Annotated in this window: 14 protein-coding genes and 1 tRNA gene; 8 read left to right on the top strand and 7 right to left on the bottom strand. The window is 64.1% G+C overall.

Annotated features, from left to right (window positions below; genetic code table 11):
- Window positions 1-69: 69 nt before the first annotated feature.
- Window positions 70-143, bottom strand: a tRNA-Gln gene (locus tag LC343_RS17790).
- Between the two features lie 289 nt (window positions 144-432).
- Here LC343_RS17790 and LC343_RS17785 point away from each other — a divergent pair.
- From LC343_RS17785 to LC343_RS17775, 3 genes are all read left to right on the top strand, one after another.
- Complete coding sequence (locus tag LC343_RS17785; protein ID WP_223478509.1) at window positions 433-1,824, top strand: Ppx/GppA phosphatase family protein; 1,392 nt, start codon at window positions 433-435, stop codon at window positions 1,822-1,824.
- Complete coding sequence (locus LC343_RS17780) at window positions 1,821-2,561, top strand: RlmE family RNA methyltransferase (RefSeq protein ID WP_223478508.1); 741 nt, start codon at window positions 1,821-1,823, stop codon at window positions 2,559-2,561. The genes LC343_RS17785 and LC343_RS17780 overlap by 4 nt, the downstream gene beginning before the upstream one ends.
- A gap of 146 nt (window positions 2,562-2,707) precedes the next feature.
- Complete coding sequence (locus LC343_RS17775; RefSeq protein ID WP_223478507.1) at window positions 2,708-3,856, top strand: helix-turn-helix transcriptional regulator; 1,149 nt, start codon at window positions 2,708-2,710, stop codon at window positions 3,854-3,856.
- 18 nt (window positions 3,857-3,874) lie between these two features.
- Here the strand turns inward: LC343_RS17775 and LC343_RS17770 are convergent, their stop codons facing one another.
- The gene (locus LC343_RS17770) at window positions 3,875-5,287 is read right to left on the bottom strand and encodes an MFS transporter (RefSeq protein ID WP_223478506.1); all 1,413 of its coding nucleotides are present in this window, start codon (window positions 5,285-5,287) and stop codon (window positions 3,875-3,877) included.
- 181 nt (window positions 5,288-5,468) lie between these two features.
- On the opposite strand from LC343_RS17770, the gene LC343_RS17765 reads away from it, so the two are divergent.
- Window positions 5,469-6,437 carry an MBL fold metallo-hydrolase gene (locus tag LC343_RS17765; RefSeq protein WP_223478505.1) on the top strand — a complete coding sequence of 323 codons (969 nt, stop codon included), beginning with the start codon at window positions 5,469-5,471 and terminating at the stop codon, window positions 6,435-6,437.
- Here LC343_RS17765 and LC343_RS17760 read toward each other — a convergent pair.
- The 3 genes from LC343_RS17760 to LC343_RS17750 are packed head-to-tail and all read right to left on the bottom strand — an operon-like array spanning window position 6,406 to window position 8,685.
- Window positions 6,406-7,323, bottom strand: coding sequence for a transglutaminase-like domain-containing protein (locus LC343_RS17760; protein WP_223478504.1), 918 nt, complete (start codon window positions 7,321-7,323; stop codon window positions 6,406-6,408). The two genes, LC343_RS17765 and LC343_RS17760, sit on opposite strands and share 32 nt — an antisense overlap.
- Before the next feature lies 1 nt (window position 7,324).
- Window positions 7,325-8,365, bottom strand: a complete 1,041-nt coding sequence (locus tag LC343_RS17755; protein WP_223478503.1) for a permease — start codon at window positions 8,363-8,365, stop codon at window positions 7,325-7,327.
- Window positions 8,362-8,685 carry an ArsR/SmtB family transcription factor gene (locus LC343_RS17750; protein WP_223478502.1) on the bottom strand — a complete coding sequence of 108 codons (324 nt, stop codon included), beginning with the start codon at window positions 8,683-8,685 and terminating at the stop codon, window positions 8,362-8,364. The genes LC343_RS17755 and LC343_RS17750 overlap by 4 nt, the downstream gene beginning before the upstream one ends.
- A gap of 141 nt (window positions 8,686-8,826) precedes the next feature.
- Here LC343_RS17750 and guaB point away from each other — a divergent pair, with 141 nt between their 5' ends.
- Together guaB and LC343_RS17740 are read left to right on the top strand one after the other, a co-directional pair.
- The gene (gene guaB / locus LC343_RS17745; RefSeq protein ID WP_223478501.1) at window positions 8,827-10,329 is read left to right on the top strand and encodes an IMP dehydrogenase; all 1,503 of its coding nucleotides are present in this window, start codon (window positions 8,827-8,829) and stop codon (window positions 10,327-10,329) included.
- An 8-nt stretch (window positions 10,330-10,337) separates the two neighbouring features.
- Window positions 10,338-10,928 carry a hypothetical protein gene (locus LC343_RS17740; protein WP_223478500.1) on the top strand — a complete coding sequence of 197 codons (591 nt, stop codon included), beginning with the start codon at window positions 10,338-10,340 and terminating at the stop codon, window positions 10,926-10,928.
- Between the two features lie 24 nt (window positions 10,929-10,952).
- Here LC343_RS17740 and LC343_RS17735 read toward each other — a convergent pair whose 3' ends face one another.
- Window positions 10,953-12,059: a hypothetical protein gene (locus LC343_RS17735; protein ID WP_223478499.1), complete on the bottom strand. Its 1,107-nt coding sequence runs from the start codon at window positions 12,057-12,059 to the stop codon at window positions 10,953-10,955.
- On the opposite strand from LC343_RS17735, the gene LC343_RS17730 reads away from it, so the two are divergent.
- Entirely contained in the window at window positions 12,049-12,666 is a 618-nt protein-coding gene (locus LC343_RS17730) for an MAPEG family protein (protein WP_223478498.1), read from the top strand. The two genes, LC343_RS17735 and LC343_RS17730, sit on opposite strands and share 11 nt — an antisense overlap.
- Before the next feature lie 82 nt (window positions 12,667-12,748).
- Here the strand turns inward: LC343_RS17730 and LC343_RS17725 are convergent, their stop codons facing one another.
- Window positions 12,749-13,669, bottom strand: coding sequence for a hydrogen peroxide-inducible genes activator (locus LC343_RS17725; RefSeq protein WP_223478497.1), 921 nt, complete (start codon window positions 13,667-13,669; stop codon window positions 12,749-12,751).
- A gap of 203 nt (window positions 13,670-13,872) precedes the next feature.
- Here LC343_RS17725 and katG point away from each other — a divergent pair, with 203 nt between their 5' ends.
- Window positions 13,873-16,044: a catalase/peroxidase HPI gene (gene katG, locus LC343_RS17720; protein ID WP_223478496.1), complete on the top strand. Its 2,172-nt coding sequence runs from the start codon at window positions 13,873-13,875 to the stop codon at window positions 16,042-16,044.
- The last annotated feature ends 56 nt before the right edge of the window (window positions 16,045-16,100 follow it).

The raw sequence follows: 16,100 nt of genomic DNA, 5'->3' as shown, positions 1-16,100 counted from the left end.
AAATTTGAGTCTAAGGCGAGGATAAAACAGGATTTTTTGGAGGGCACTTCGCCAAGTGCTTGATTTCGTTGGCTGGGGAACCTGGATTCGAACCAGGACTAACGGAGTCAGAGTCCGTGGGTCTACCGTTAACCTATTCCCCATCGCCTTGACGAGACCGGCGATATAGAGCCTTGGCGACGAAAATGCAAACATCAATCTGCGACAATTGCACTTGGTGAATTCGCCATGTCCTGATACCATTTTGCCAACAACATATGACATGCGCCTGCAGCGCCTTCTCGGGCAGCGCGGCGCAGGAAGGGATAGGACGTGAAGGGCACCGGGGCGGATGCGTATGCATCCGGATCGGGACCTTCCGAATCCGGTTTCGGTTCGAAGGAACCGCGGCCGGCCGATGTCGCAAGGGGTGCGCCAGCGCCCGCCGAAGCGATGTCCGGTAAGACTGCACGGCCGGTTGGTGACGCGGGGGAGCCCGAAGCGCCCGCTGCCGCGCAGGACGGAAGGCTTGATCATCACAAGGAAAAGAAGGGCCGCAAGCGCCGCCGTCGGCGCAGGGGTGCGCGCAAGAACGGCGAAGCCGGCCTGATTGCGACGCCGCAGCCGGACACGGGTCCGACCGACGGGGAAGCACCGCAGCCCGCGGCGCCGAAGGGCAAGCGCCGCCGCCGGCGCAGGAAGCCGCACACCCAGATTTCGGTCGATTCGGGCAATCCGCCGGCGATCCAGCCGGCGCCGCCGATCGTGACACAACAGCATCCCGCAGTGGTGGCCGACGGTCAGCAGAGGGCGCCACGTACATCGGAATATTTTGCCGCGCTCGATCTCGGAACGAACAATTGCCGCCTTCTGGTCGCCACACCGACACGGCCCGGCCAGTTTCGGGTCGTCGATGCGTTCTCGCGCATCGTGCGGCTCGGCGAGGGGCTGTCGCGCACCGGCAGGCTGTCGGACGCGGCCATGGACCGCGCCGTCGAGGCGTTGAAAGTGTGCCGCGACAAGCTGGAGTCGCGATCGATACGGCGCATGCGCCTGATTGCCACTGAAGCGTGCCGCGCCGCCGAGAATGGCGAGGAATTCCTGGCAAGAGTGTTCGAGGAAACCGGCCTGAAGCTGGAAATCGTCGATCGCGAGACCGAAGCCAGGCTTGCCGTGTCCGGCTGTTCGTCGCTGGTCGGCCGCGACACCGATTCCGTCGTATTGTTCGACATTGGCGGCGGCTCCTCGGAAATCGCGCTGGTCGACGTCAAGGACCGGCGGTCGCGCCGGCTTGCCGACCACATCGTTGCCTGGACATCGCTGCAGGTCGGCGTCGTGACGCTTTCCGAAAAATTCGACGGGCGCAATGTCAGCGAGAAGACCTTCGCCGACATGATCGACTACGCGACGGAACTGCTGCACCGCTTCGACGATCGCCACAGGCTGGCCGACCGTGTCGGCAATGACGGCTTTCACCTGCTCGGCACGTCGGGCACGGTGACGACGCTTGCCGGCATCCATCTCGACCTGCCGCGCTACGATCGCCGCCGGGTCGACGGGCTCTGGATGACCTCCGAGGAAGTCGACGCGATGAATGCACGCCTCCTGTCCTGGTCTTTCGACGAGCGCGTCGCCAATCCGTGCATCGGTGCCGACCGGGCCGATCTCGTATTGGCCGGCTGCGCGATCCTCGAGGCGATCCGTGGTGTCTGGCCCTCCAACCGGCTGCGCGTCGCCGACCGCGGTTTGCGCGAGGGCATCCTGACCGAGATGATGGCCGCCGAGGGCGTCTGGCGGCGCGGTGCCAATCCGTGGCGCAACCGACCGCACTGGAGCCGGCGATGAGCGGACGCAAACCACCGCGCGGCGGCTCGCCATCCGGCCGGACAGGGCGCTCGATCAACCAGCGTGTCAAGAAGGGCAGGGGTCTGAAGAACTCGTCGCGGCGCTGGATCGAGCGGCAAATCAACGATCCCTACGTCCAGCGCGCCAAGGCGGAAGGCATGCGCTCGCGCGCCGCCTACAAGCTGATCGAGATCGACGACAAGCACAAGATCCTCGCCAGGGGCGACCGCGTGATCGACCTCGGCGCGGCGCCGGGCGGCTGGTGCCAGGTCGCCGCGCATCGCGTTGGCTCGAGCGACGAGGACAAGCGGATCGTGGCGATCGACTATTTGGAGATGGATCCGATGCCGGGCGTCGAAATCCTGCAGATGGATTTCCTCGACGACGAAGCCCCCGGAAAGCTGATGGAGGCGCTCGGCAGCATGCCGGATCTGGTGGTCTCCGACATGGCGGCGCCGACCATCGGTCACCGCCAGACCGACCATCTGCGCACCATGCATCTCATCGAGGTCGCCGCCGATTTCGCCATTCGCGTCCTCAAGCCGGGCGGGCATTTCCTCGCCAAGACCTTCCAGGGCGGCACGGAGAAGGACCTGCTCGATCTCCTGAAGCGCAACTTCAAGTCCGTCATTCACGTCAAGCCGCCGTCCTCGCGCGCCGAGTCGGTCGAGCTTTATATCCTCGCCAAGGAGTTCAAGGGGCGCAAAAGCGACGCGCCGGCTTTCGAGGAAGATTGACCCGGCATCGTGTGTGCCTGTCGCATGTGGGGGGCAAGATTTTGCAACTTGTGCTTGTCTTGCCATTTCCGTCCGCGTAACTTTGCGGTCAGGCGCTTGATAGCCAAGCCTGTTTCCACTTCCGGGGAAAGTGGGGGAGAAGCGTATTGGCCGGTCCCGATCTTGATGTGGAATCCTATGCCCGTCTGACGAGGCTCATCTACGCGTCGGCTCTGGATCAGGCGCGCTGGCAGGACTTCCTCACCGAGCTGACCCATGTCTCCGGAGGCGTTTGTACGCATCTCTTCGGTTTCGACATGCCTGCCGGCATTTCGCTCGGTCTGACGGCGGCCGGATATGCGCCGGAATATGTCGACAGCTATAACGAGTATTATGGCGAGGTGAACAGCTGGGCGCCGGGCTTTGCGAATGCCGAAGTCGGGGTCGCCACGCCATCGCAATGGATGTGTTCGAAAGAGACGCTCTACTCGACAGAGTTCTACAATGACTGGGTGCGCCCGCAGGAGAATGTGGCTGCCGGCGGCGGGGCACTGATCTTCAAGGATGTGACGCGCATGTTGGCCTTCGGGGGCAACATCCGCCTCAAGGACGAGGAAAAGCTGGAGGCGCCCTGGTTGCGCACGGTGGGTCTTCTGGTCCCGCATCTCCAGCAGGCTTTCGAGATCAGCCGCCTCATGTCCGGCCAGTCGCTGGAACTGGATCTGCTGCACGACCGAACCATCATGCCCGGGGCGGCCGTCATGGTCCTCGCCGATACCGGCTTCCTGCTTTATGCCAATGCGAGCACTGACCGTCTGACGGAGGATCGGGCGGTCATGCTCGACGATCATGCCGGGCGGTTGTCGTTCCGCGATCCTGATGCCGCCGATATACTCGAGAAATGCCTCAAGCAGCTTCGGGCGGGCATCGAGCCGATTTCCGCGACGTTTGTGAGCACGGGCGCCGATGGCTCCCGATACGCCTGCCGCATCGTTCGTTTCACGCCGGAGGACCATCCGGTATCGCCCTTCGCCCTTATGCTCGGTTATTGGCGTCCCGCTCTTCTGGTGACGGTCAGTCCGGTTGCCGGGCGGAGGCTGGATCGCGACGCCTTCATGACGGCTCACGGGCTGACGGTCACCGAGACCGACGTCGCGGTCGGCATAGCCGAAGGCCTGTCTCCGGCCGAACTCGCCGAGATGCGCTCGGTGAGCATTCACACGATCCGCAATCAGCTCAAATCGGCAATGCAGAAAACGGGATCGCACCGGCAGGCCGAGCTTGTCCGGCTTGTCGAGTCATCCAAGACGGTCTGAGAGCGTCTGTCCCGGGCGTTATCGCACCGGCGCCGCCGCCCGAGCGCCCGCGCTTCGGATCGAATGGCCGGAAACGGCGTTCCCGGCACTTGGCGGCAAGGACAGGAAGGGAATGATCGCGAGCGCCGAAATGGCGGAGACCGTGAAGAACGCCATGTGAAACGCCGGAAGCTCCAGCGCGCCGTCGCTCAGCACGGTGACCAGATCGAGCACGCCGCCGGCCAGCGCCACCCCGACGGCAATCGATACCTGCTGCATCGCCGAGGTCACGGCCGTTGCCTGTGGAGCCTCCGCGTCCGACACTTCGGCGAAGGTCAGCGCATTGGCCGAGGTGAAGAAGAGCGAACGCACCAGCCCGGAGGCGAACAGCAACACCATGATCAGTGCCAGTGGCGTCGCCGGCGTGTAGAGGCCGTTCACCGCGATCGAGATCGCCGCGCCGCCGGCCGCGCCGATCAGGACCATGCGAAAGCCGCCGGCCCGCAGGATCCGTTTGACGGTGAACTTCATCACGATCGCGCCGCCGGCGGAGACGAAGGTCACCATGCCGGACTGGAACGGTGTCAGGCCGAACCCGATTTGCAGCATCAGCGGCAGCAGGAAGGGCACCGCGCCCGCGCCGATGCGAAACAGGTTCGAGCCGATGATCGCGGCTCGGAAGGTCTGGTTCGCAAAAAGCTTCGGATCGAGCAGCGGATCGGGCGTACGCCGCGCGTGCACCACATAGCCGGCGAAGCAAGCCGCGCCGGCGATTGTCGCCATCACGCCCCAGACCGGCGGCAGGGCCGGCAGGCTGATCACCGACAGGCCGAACACGATGCCCGATGCGGCCGCTCCCGCCAGGATGAAACCTGTCCAGTCGACGCGTCGCACCGGCGGTGCCTCGCTTTCCGGCAGCAGGGTGAGGGCAAAGATGACGCCTGCGATCCCGATGGGAATGTTGATCAGGAAGATCCAGTGCCAGGACATGAAGGTGGTCAGGAAACCGCCGACCGGTGGTCCGGCCAGCGGGCCGATCAGGGCCGGGATGGTCAGCCACGCCATGGCGTTGACGAGATCGGATTTCGCCGTCGATCGCACCAGCACGAGGCGGCCGACAGGCGTCATCATCGCGCCGCCCATGCCTTGCAGGAACCGCGCGAAGACGAACTGCGTCAACGAGCCCGAGACGGCGCAGGCGATCGATCCGATCATGAAAACGACGATGGCGCTGGCGAATACGCGCCGCGCACCGAAACGGTCCGCCATCCAGCCGGATATCGGAATGAAGATCGCCAGCGCCACCAGATATGCCGTAAGCGCCAGCTTCAGGGCGATCGGCGTCGTTCCGATATCCTGCGCGATTGCCGGAAGCGCGGTCGAGATGACCGTCGAATCCATGTGCTCCATGAAGAGGGCGATGGCGAGGACGAGAGGGACGGTGCGATTCACGGTGGGGCTTCGGTCGATCGGGCTGCATCGTGATAAGGCGCTTGAGGCGCTATTGGCAAGCATTGCCCCCGGTAAGTCGCCGGCACGTGGCGGCGAAGCAGTCGATCACAGCGCCGTGATCGGCGTTGCCGAAACCCTCTTCCGCGCCATTTTGCCTCTATCCATTCCAGGGGAGAGACGAATGAACCTTACCAGACGATCCATGTTCAAGCTGTCGGGCGCCGCGGCGCTTGCCACTCCGATGCTGATGACCCGTGCCGCCCAGGCCGAGGTGCCCATGGCGGCCACCATGCCGGCAGCCTTCAAGCGCTTCACGCTCGGCGATTTCGAGATTACGGCGCTGTCCGACGGTCACAGGGCGGTGCCGGACCCGCAGTCGATCTTCGGCACCAACACGACGAAGGAGGACGTCGAGGCGCTGCTGACCGAGAACTATCTGCCTGTTGGCCAGATGCAGTTCACCTTCGCGCCGACGCTGATCAACACCGGCAGCGAATTGATCCTGTTCGACACCGGCAACGGCGAGGGTGGCCGTGACGGCGGGGTCGGTCAGACGCTCGCCAACCTGCAAGCCTCCGGTTACGCGCCCGACGAGGTCACCCATGTCGTCCTCACCCACATGCATCCGGACCATATCGGCGGCATGACCGAGGGCGGCGCGCCGGCCTTCCCGAACGCGGCCTATGTCGCCGGCCAGGCGGAGTATGACTTCTGGACCAGTGCGGACCGCGCCGGCACTCCGGCCGAAGGCGTCGCCAAGCTGGTCGCCTCCAAGGTCCAGCCCTTCGCCGAGAAAACCACCTTCATCGGCGACGGCGATGACGTGGCCAGCGGCATCACCGCGATGGCTGCCTTCGGCCACACGCCGGGCCATCTCGCTTTCACCGTGTCCTCGGGCGGCAAGTCGATGGTCATAACGGCCGACACCGCGAACCACTTCGTCCTGTCGCTGCAGCGCCCGGATTGGGAAGTCCGCTTCGACGCCGACAAGGCGGCTGCCGCGGCAACCCGCAAGAAGGTCTTCGACATGATCGCCACCGATCGCATGCCTTTCATCGGCTATCACATGCCGTTCCCGTCTGTGGGGTATGTCGAGAAGGTCGGGGAAGGCTACCGCTTCATCCCGGAGACCTATCAACTCGATCTCTGATCGGAACCACATTGTCCTGCGAGAGCCCGGCCGTTGCGCCGGGCTTTTTCGTCGACAGCCGGAAATCGAGACGCGCCGCCTTCAATCCTCCATCGCCATCCAGCCACACCGGCTCGCCGATCAGCTTGATCGCCTTCAGGCCGGCCTCGGGGATGTCGAGCCCCATCGAATGCGCCACGGCAACCCGGCTGCCCGGCTTCGGGTTGAGCCCGCAGCAGATGCTGCGCGTGCCCATCTTCAGGTGGTGGGCGATGTCCCACTCCAGCAGTGCGCCGTCGTGGCGGGTGACGACCCAGCAATGCATGTCGTCGCAGCAGCCATTCTTCTCCGCCGGAAAGAAATAGCCGGTCACATAACCCGCCTCGAACCCGGCCGAGCGCAGTGCCGCGATCAGGTAGGTGTTGATGTCGATGCAGGAACCTTCCGTCAGGCCGCAGCCGAGATGCGGGATCGCTTCCAGCCCGTCGTTGAACCGCGTTGCCGGATGGCCGTAGGTGAATTTCTCGGCCGTGTCGTTGACGATGGCCGCGATCGCCGCATGCCCGTCGCGCGCGTCCTCGGCGATCCGCCGCGCATCGCGGACGAGGCCGGCGGCGGCTCGGGTGAACCGCGTCTCGCGGGGGCGAAACAGGGCTTCCGGGTAACGCCCCGCGATCTCCGCGAAGCGATAGGACAGCGTGATCGGGCCGTAGCCGTCCGGTTCGATCAGCGCCACCATCTGGCCTGTCGCCGTCTCGCCGGCGAGCGAACAGGGGGCGCCATTGGCGGAAAAGGAAAGCGGCGTCTGGTAGGGCGTCGGGATGCCGACCGGCGCCAGCAATCGACCGGAACCCGGCCTCTCGGGATGAACCGTGACGGTGACGGTCGCGATGTCGGCGGCGCCCATCTCAGCCTCTCGCGATCAGCTGGAACAGCAGGCCCGACACGATCGCGCCGGCAATGCCGAGACCGAGATAGGCCGCAAACACCTCGCGCTTCACCAGAGACCAGACGGCGGCCATGGCGGGGACGGAACTGACCGCGCCGGCCACCATGAAGGCCATCGCCGCGCCTGCGCTCATCCCCTGTTCGGTCAGGCCGGCCAGCAGCGGCGGCGCGACATAGGAGTTCAGATAGGCCGGCATGCCGACCAGCGCCGCGATCCCGATCGGCAGCAATCCATCGCCACCAACCAGCCCGGCAATCAGCGAGGCCGGCACGTAGAGGATCAGCAGTGCCTCCAGCACATAAGCCAGCGCCAGCCACTTGACGAGAAACAGCGTGTTCGTTGCGATTTCGCTGCGGAAAACGGCGTTTCGGCTTTCCTCGTGCCAGAATTTCCAGACCGGCGATCCGCCGAATGGTGATTTGCTGCATCCGCAGCCGCCACCGGAGCGTGGCCGCAAGGGGTCGGAAAACCAGCCGGCGGAAATGGCCGCCTGCATGGCGAAACCGCCGAGCAGGCCGAGCCCGACCGCTGCCAACGCCTTGCCGATGGCGAAATCCCATCCGAGCGCGCCGGCGGTGATCAGCAGGGTCGGCGGATCGATCAGCGGCGAGGACAGCCAGAACGCCATCACCGCCGGAAGCGGCGCGCCGACGGCAAGCAGGCCGGCGATAAACGGAATGACTTGGCAGGAACAGAACGGCGCAAGCCCGCCAAACAGGGCGGCGAGCACGATCATCCGGTTCTCGCGGCCCTGAAAGGCCTTGGCCACGAGCGTTTCCGCGCCGGTCGCCTTCAGCGCGGCGATCAGCACAACGGCGACGATGATGTAGGGCAGGGTGCCGGCAAATGCGCCGGCTGCAATCGAGACCACGTCTGCGAACCGGCCCGGATCGACCACGGCCACGATCAGGGGAACCGCGAGTGTAATCGTCCATGGCGTCAGTAGCCGGTCTTTCCAGGCGAACCGGTCACGCGCCGGCGATTGCAATACGTCGCTCACGAACACTCTCCCGTGTCTGCATCGATGCAGCATTCCTTGAGGATGAATCCTGCCAGCGCCTCGAGCCGGCCATATGCGGCGCGCGAGATCACGGAGCGGCCGTTCTTCTCCTGCTCGATCAGGCCGGCGGAGGCGAGAAAACGCAGGTGATGGGCGAGCGTCGACGCAGCCATGCCGGTTCGCGACTGGATGTCTCCGACGGTCAGGCCACCGTGCCCGGCCTTCACCAGGGTTTGCAGGACCTGAAGGCGCGCTTCCGATCCCATTGCCGCAAAGCCCTGCGCGGCCTCTTCGATGTGCGGTTCGTCTAATATAACCATAAAACCAGTTATATCGTGATATAATGCGGTGTCAATCGGTCCGGGGAGGCTTTCGCAATGCAAACAAGCGTGGTACCAGCCACTGCCAACGCAGCGTCGAGTCCTCCCGCTCGGCATATCCGGATAATGGAACGAACAGCGATGGCGACCATCCTACAGACGATCACCGGCGCCGAGGCGCTTACCTTTGACGACGTGCTCTTGCAGCCCGGCCACTCGGAAGTCATGCCGGGCGAGACAATTATCGGCACGACGATCGCGCGCGACATTCACCTGTCGCTGCCGATCCTCTCCTCGGCCATGGACACGGTGACCGAGTCGCGCCTCGCCATCGCCATGGCGCAGGCCGGCGGCATGGGCATCATCCACCGCAATCTCAACCCGGCCGCGCAGGCCGAGGAAGTTCGCCAGGTCAAGAAGTTCGAGAGCGGCATGGTGGTCAATCCGGTCACCATCGGCCCTGACGCGACCCTGGCCGATGCGCTCGAACTGATGAAGGCGCACCGGATTTCCGGCATTCCCGTGGTCGAGAACGCCGGTCTCGGCAGCCAGACGCCCGGCCGCCTCGTCGGCATCCTCACCAACCGCGACGTGCGTTTCGCCTCCGATCCGGCCCAGAAGGTCTATGAACTGATGACCCGCGAGGGGCTGGTCACGGTGCGCGAGACTGTCGAGCAGGACGAGGCCAAGCGGCTGCTGCACCAGCACCGCATTGAAAAGCTGCTCGTCATCGACGAGCGCGGCTATTGCGTCGGCCTGATCACGGTCAAGGACATGGAAAAGTCGCAGCTCAATCCCGACGCCGCCAAGGACGTACAGGGCCGCCTTCGCGCCGGTGCCGCCGTCTCGGTCGGCGCGGATGCGCAGGAGCGCGCCGAAAGGCTTATCGATGCCGGTGTCGACGTCATCGTCATCGACACCGCCCACGGTCACTCCCAGCGCGTGCTCGATTCGGTCGGCGTCGTGAAGAAAATGTCCAACTCGGTGCGCATCATCGCCGGCAACGTCGCCACCGTGGACGGCACCAAGGCGCTGATCGATGCCGGCGCGGACGCCGTCAAGGTCGGCATCGGCCCCGGCTCGATCTGCACCACCCGCATCGTCGCCGGTGTCGGCGTGCCGCAGCTGGCCGCCGTCATGGCCTCCGCCGAGGAAGCCGACAAGCAGGGTATCCCGGTTATCGCCGATGGCGGCATCAAGTTTTCGGGCGATCTCGCCAAGGCGCTCGCCGCCGGAGCCAAGGCCGCCATGGTCGGCTCGCTGCTCGCCGGCACGGAAGAGAGCCCGGGCGAGGTCTATTTGCACCAGGGCCGCTCCTACAAGGCCTATCGTGGCATGGGGTCCGTCGGCGCCATGGCGCGCGGATCCGCCGACCGCTATTTCCAGGCCGAAGTGCGCGACGAGCTGAAACTCGTACCCGAAGGCATTGAGGGGCAGGTGCCCTACAAGGGGCCCGTCTCGGGCGTCCTGCACCAGCTCGCAGGCGGCCTGCGCGCCGCCATGGGTTACACCGGGGCGAAGACCTTGCCGGAGTTCCACGAAAAGGCGACCTTCGTGCGGATCACCGGCGCCGGCCAGCGCGAGAGCCACGCCCATGACGTGACGATCACACGCGAAAGCCCCAACTATCCCGGAAATATGTGAGCGGCCCTATGACTGAAGACAATCCCGGCGCGGGCAATCCACTTCGAAATCCTGCCGTGACTGCGCTCTTCGTGGCGACGGCGGCGGTCTTTCTCTGGATGGCGTTCGTGACCGGGCCTGCCTTCGAGCGCGCGGCCGGTGCGCCGATGCTCGATGGCCGGGTCTTCGGCTACACGCCGGCCGATGTCGCGGATCTGCATGCCCGCGTGAAGGCAAACCCGGAGGCAGCCGCGATCGCCAATCGCACCTATCGCACATTCGATTTCGCTTTTCCGGCGCTACTGGCGCTTTCGATCACCATGCTTGCCGCTTCGGGTTTCGCGGCATTGGCGAAGCTCGGCTCGAAGATCTCGACGCCGCTCGCGCGCATCGCATCCGGAGCGATCGCGGTGCCTTATCTGGTTATCGATCTGCGTGAGAACGGCCTGGCGCAGGCGCTCTTTTCCGCGCCGTCGCTGTCCGGCGACGTTCCGCTCGGTCTTGCAAGAATGCTGCCCGCCTTCACGTCGTGGAAGTTCGCGACACTCGGCGCGGCGATCCTGATCGTCATCGCGATCTGGGCAAGGGTCTTTCTGAAGCTTCGTTCGGCGCGGGCCTGATCGACTTCTGACGGCGTCCAGCCTCTAGATCAGGAAACGCGTCCTGACGTCCTCGTCTTCCTCGCGCTCCCGCTCGGGACCCATATCGTAGGCTTCGGCCAGCGCGGCATAGGATTTGCCCGAGTCCTCGATTTCCTGCTGCTCTTCTTCAAGCCCTTCGAGGCGCTGTTCGGTCGTCTCGACAGTGCCGTAAACCTCTGGCGCGGGAGGGGCCTCCGCGTCGTCCGTTTCCTCGCCGGCCGGCATCGCCGCGAGCTGCTGGATGATCTCCATCGGCCGTTCATAAGCGCGCATGGCCGTGTCGCGGTCGGGTTGCGAGGCGGAACTGCGGTCTGTCTCCAATGCCTCGGCGAGCTTGTCCTGCATTTCTTCGACCGATTGCAGACGCTCCTGCATCCGCGCGGTTTCCAGCGCTTCCCGGTCTTCCTCGATCGTTTCCTCATCGACGACATCCGCGGCGGACCGCTTTTCCGTCAGGACGTCCGACACGGATCGCGGCCCTTCGGCTGCGCGTTCGAGACGCTGGGAAACCTTGCTGCCTTCCTGGCCCGCCAGACCGTTCTCCAGAACCGCGCGGACCCGTCGCGCGGCCGGACCGTCGGGATCGGTGAACGATTCGATGATGTCGGCGGCGTTTGTGCCGTAGAGCCGGAAGCCGACGAACTTCTCCAGCATCTGAAGCAGATCGCGGTCACCGGCGAGAAAACCCATACTGAATTGCTTCTTGATCGTGCCCGCCACCTCGCGGAACGTGACGCCGTTCTCGCCCGGCTTCGGGATCGTGAAGTCCTTTTCCGAATCGACGGGAATCTCTTTGAGCAATGCCTGCTTGCGCCACTGGTTTCCGGCTTCGACGGATTTCAGGTCGCCGTCGCGCCCGACCTCCAGCTTGCCGTTCAGATAGCCGGTGATCTTTTCCATCATGAGGAACATCAGCTTGGTCACGGTCATCTGCGTGCCGAAGTAGATATCCTCACTCGCCTCGGTGGTTTCCGCGGATTGGGTTTGCCCGAGTGCCGCGGCTGCCATGGGCGTGTCTTCGCCTTGCCCCCGCATTGCGTTCTGCGGCGTTGCAATGCCCTTCATCACGGCAAGGGCGGGCTGAAGATGGAATGTACCGATGGCGGTCACGTTGATCTCCGGAGACGAGAATCACCACTCGAGGCTGACTATCTCAGGTTGCATCAATATGGTTTACGGCCCGTTAAGAATTGCCGCGAACGCAAAGCCGGTGCACGGAGCGGTGGCGGGCTTGCAAGATCGCGCACCGGCGGCTTTGCTGCGGAGGGGAGGTGCTTTCCACATGCAATCCACCGCTATTTTCTGGCCGATGATCGTACAGATCGCCCTGACCATCGCCGCCTATGCCATCATGAGCGCGCGCCGCATCGCCGCCGTCAAATCGGGCGAGGCGCGGGCCCGTGATTTCCGCATCCCCAGCGATCCGGAATCGAGCGCCAGCGCCGCGCGCAATGTGTCGAGCCAGTTCGAGCTGCCGGTTCTGTTCTATGTCGTGTGCCTCGCTTTCCAGCAGACCGGCGGAGCGGACCTCGTCGCTTTGGTCCTTGCCTGGTTGTTCGTTGCCGCGCGTATCGCCCATGCATGGGTCCACATGACGTCGAACATCGTTCTGATGCGCCGTCGGCTGTTCATCCTGGGCTTCGTGATCGTCATCGCGATGTGGGGATGGTTCGCCATCCGCATCATGCTCGCGGGCGGTGGTGCAATTCAGGTTTAGATCGAAACATCTGCATCAAGATGCGCGTTCGAGACGAAGTCGAGAGGCAGCGCTTCTTGATTCTACTGCAACCTGAAGTGCTCTAGGCCGCTTCCGCCTCGGGCAGGATTTCGCCCGCCACCGTCGTGATCGCGCCGGCCAGCGCGCCGAAATCGGGAAGCCGCCGGGAGGATTTGCGCCAGAACAAGGCGATGTCGCGATGCGGCACGGGATCGGCGAACGGCGTGATTGTCAGGCTGTGCAGATGCGCGGTTTCGACCGGAATTGCGATTTCCGGCAGCAGGGTCAGGCCGAGGCCGTTTGAAACCAGTTGCAGCAGGGTCGTCATCGAGGTGGCGCCGAAATTGACGAGCCGGCGCTCCTTGTCCTTGGCGCAGACCGCCAGCGCCTGGTCGCGCAGGCAGTGGCCTTCGTCGAGCAGGAGCAACCGGTCGAGCGCGACCTGGTCCTCCGCCAAGGGCGAATGCAGGACGTCGGCGCCGTTCGCGGCGCTGGCGATGAAGAACCGGTCACGAAAGAGGTGTTCGGTATGAAGCCCGGCTTCGGCGATCGGTTCGGCGGCGACGATCGCGTCGAGCTGTCCTTCGACGAGTTCGCGGGTCAGCGTGTCGGTAATCGCCTCGCGCACCTTCAGGTCCAGTTTCGGAAAGCGCGCCTGAAGATGCGGGATCAGCTTCGGCAACAAGTACGGCGCGATGGTCGGGATCATGCCGACGCGAAGATTTCCCACCAGCAGGCCGCGATCCTGCGAGACCATTTCCTCCAGCGACTGGACGTCGCCGAGGATGCGGCGGATATGCGGCAGGAGCCGCTGGCCGGCCTCCGTGAGCACCACCTTGCCATGGCGGCGTTCAACCAGCTTGCGCTCCAGCCGTGCCTCCATATCCATGATCTGGGCCGACAGCGCGGGCTGCGAAATATTGACCGACGCCGCCGCTTTTCCGAAGTGTAGGCTGCGCGCCAGGGCGTCGAAATAGTGCATTTGCTTGAGCGTGAGCTTCATAGGTTTTTCTTATCATCGAGATTGGAAATTACAATTTGAAATTATGGCCGGGCTGGCGCATCTGTAATTTGGAACTGTTCCAGTGAAGGGAGGCGTGCCGTGCGAATGCGCGGCAAATTGCACGTCGGGTAACGACACCCGGAAGACATGATCATCATGTACGGAACAAACCCAGATAAATGCGGTCACAACGGGAGACAGTAATGGACGCGAAAGTTGATAAGGCGGGCGGTTGCCCCGTAATGCATGGCGGCAACACGCATACCGGCAGTTCGGTGATGGATTGGTGGCCGAATTCGCTCAATCTCGACATTCTCCACCAGCACGACTCCAAGACCAACCCGATGGGGCTGGACTTCGACTATCGCGAAGAGCTCAAGACCCTCGATATCGAGGCGCTCAAGAAAGATCTCCACGCCCTGATGACCGACAGCCAGGACTGGTGGCCGGCTGATTGGGGTCACTATGGTGGCCTGATGATCCGCATGGCGTGGCACGCTGCCGGTTCGTATCGCCTGGCCGACGGCCGTGGCGGCGCCGGCACCGGCAATCAGCGTTTTGCTCCGCTCAATTCCTGGCCGGACAATGTCAGCCTCGACAAGGCCCGCCGTCTGCTGTGGCCGATCAAGAAAAAATACGGCAACGCGGTCTCCTGGGCCGACCTGATCGTCCTGGCGGGCAATATCGCCTATGAATCCATGGGCTTTAAGACGTTCGGCTTCGGCTTCGGCCGCGAGGACATCTGGCATCCCGAAAAAGACGTCTACTGGGGCGCCGAGAAGGAATGGCTGGCTCCCAGCGACGGCCGTTACGAGGACGTCGACGATCCGTCGACGATGGAAAACCCGCTGGCTGCTGTTCAGATGGGCCTCATCTACGTCAACCCGGAAGGCGTGAACGGCACGCCGGATCCGCTCAAGACGGCCGCTCAGGTGCGTGAGACCTTCGCCCGCATGGCGATGAATGACGAGGAAACCGTCGCACTGACCGCAGGCGGCCATACCGTCGGCAAGACGCATGGTAACGGTGACGCGTCAGCGCTCGGTCCCGACCCGGAATCCGCGGGCCCCGAAATGCAGGGTCTCGGCTGGGCGAACCCGAACATGGGCGGCAAGGCGGCCAATGCGGTGACGTCCGGCATCGAAGGCGCATGGACGACGAACCCGACGCAGTTCGACATGGGCTATTTCGACCTGCTGTTCGGCTACGAGTGGGAACTGAAGAAGAGCCCCGCCGGCGCCAACCAGTGGGAACCCGTGAACATCAAGGAAGAGGACAAGCCGCTCGACGCGACCGATCCCTCCAAACGTCACAACCCGATCATGACCGACGCCGACATGGCCATGAAAATGGACCCGGCCTACAACGCGATCTGCCAGAAATTCATGGCCGATCCGGAGTACTTCAAGGACGCTTTCGCCCGTGCATGGTTCAAGCTGACCCACCGCGACATGGGCCCGAAGGCGCGCTATGTCGGTCCGGATGTGCCTGCGGAAGACCTGATCTGGCAGGACCCGATCCCGGCCGGCCCGACCAACTACGATGTCGGCGCCATCAAGTCGAAGATCGCCGCTTCCGGACTGTCCGTGGCGGAACTGGTTTCGACCGCATGGGACAGCGCCCGCACGTTCCGCGGCTCCGACATGCGGGGCGGCGCCAATGGTGCGCGCATCCGTCTCGCGCCGCAGAAGGATTGGGAAGGCAACGAGCCGGCCCGTCTCGCCAAGGTTCTCGGCGTTCTTGAGCCGATCGCGGCGGAATACGGTGCCAGCGTGGCCGACGTGATCGTCCTTGCCGGCAGTGTCGGCGTCGAGAAGGCCGCCAAGGCCGCCGGTTATGACGTCACGGTTCCCTTCAAGCCGGGCCGCGGCGACGCGACCGACGAGATGACGGATGCCGACTCCTTCGACGTGCTGGAACCGCTCGCCGACGGCTACCGCAACTGGCTGAAGAAAGACTATGCGGTCAGCCCTGAGGAACTGATGCTCGACCGCACCCAGCTCATGGGTCTGACGGCCAACGAGATGACCGTTCTGGTCGGCGGCATGCGCGCCATGGGCGCCAACTATGCCGGCACCAAGCACGGTGTCTTCACCGATCGCGAAGGCGCGCTGACGACGGATTTCTTCGTCAACCTGACCGACATGGCCAACAGCTGGGCGCCTGTGGATGGCGGCATCTACGAAATCCGCGACCGCAAGAGCGGCACGGCCAAGTGGACCGCGACCCGCATGGACCTGGTCTTCGGCTCCAACTCGGTGCTGCGCGCCTATGCCGAGGTCTACGCCCAGGACGATGGCGAGCAGAAGTTCGTCAAGGACTTCGTCGCCGCCTGGACCAAGGTCATGAACGCAGACCGTTTCGACGTCGCCTGACCACGGCGAAAGCACAAACGAGAAAAGCCGGCGCGGTCTCCGCGTCGGCTTTTTTC

This window comes from Oricola indica, assembly GCF_019966595.1.
Lineage (GTDB): Bacteria > Pseudomonadota > Alphaproteobacteria > Rhizobiales > Rhizobiaceae > Oricola > Oricola indica.
Note: the sequence above shows the minus strand (reverse complement) of the source record. Positions and strands in the feature narration are given on the sequence as shown.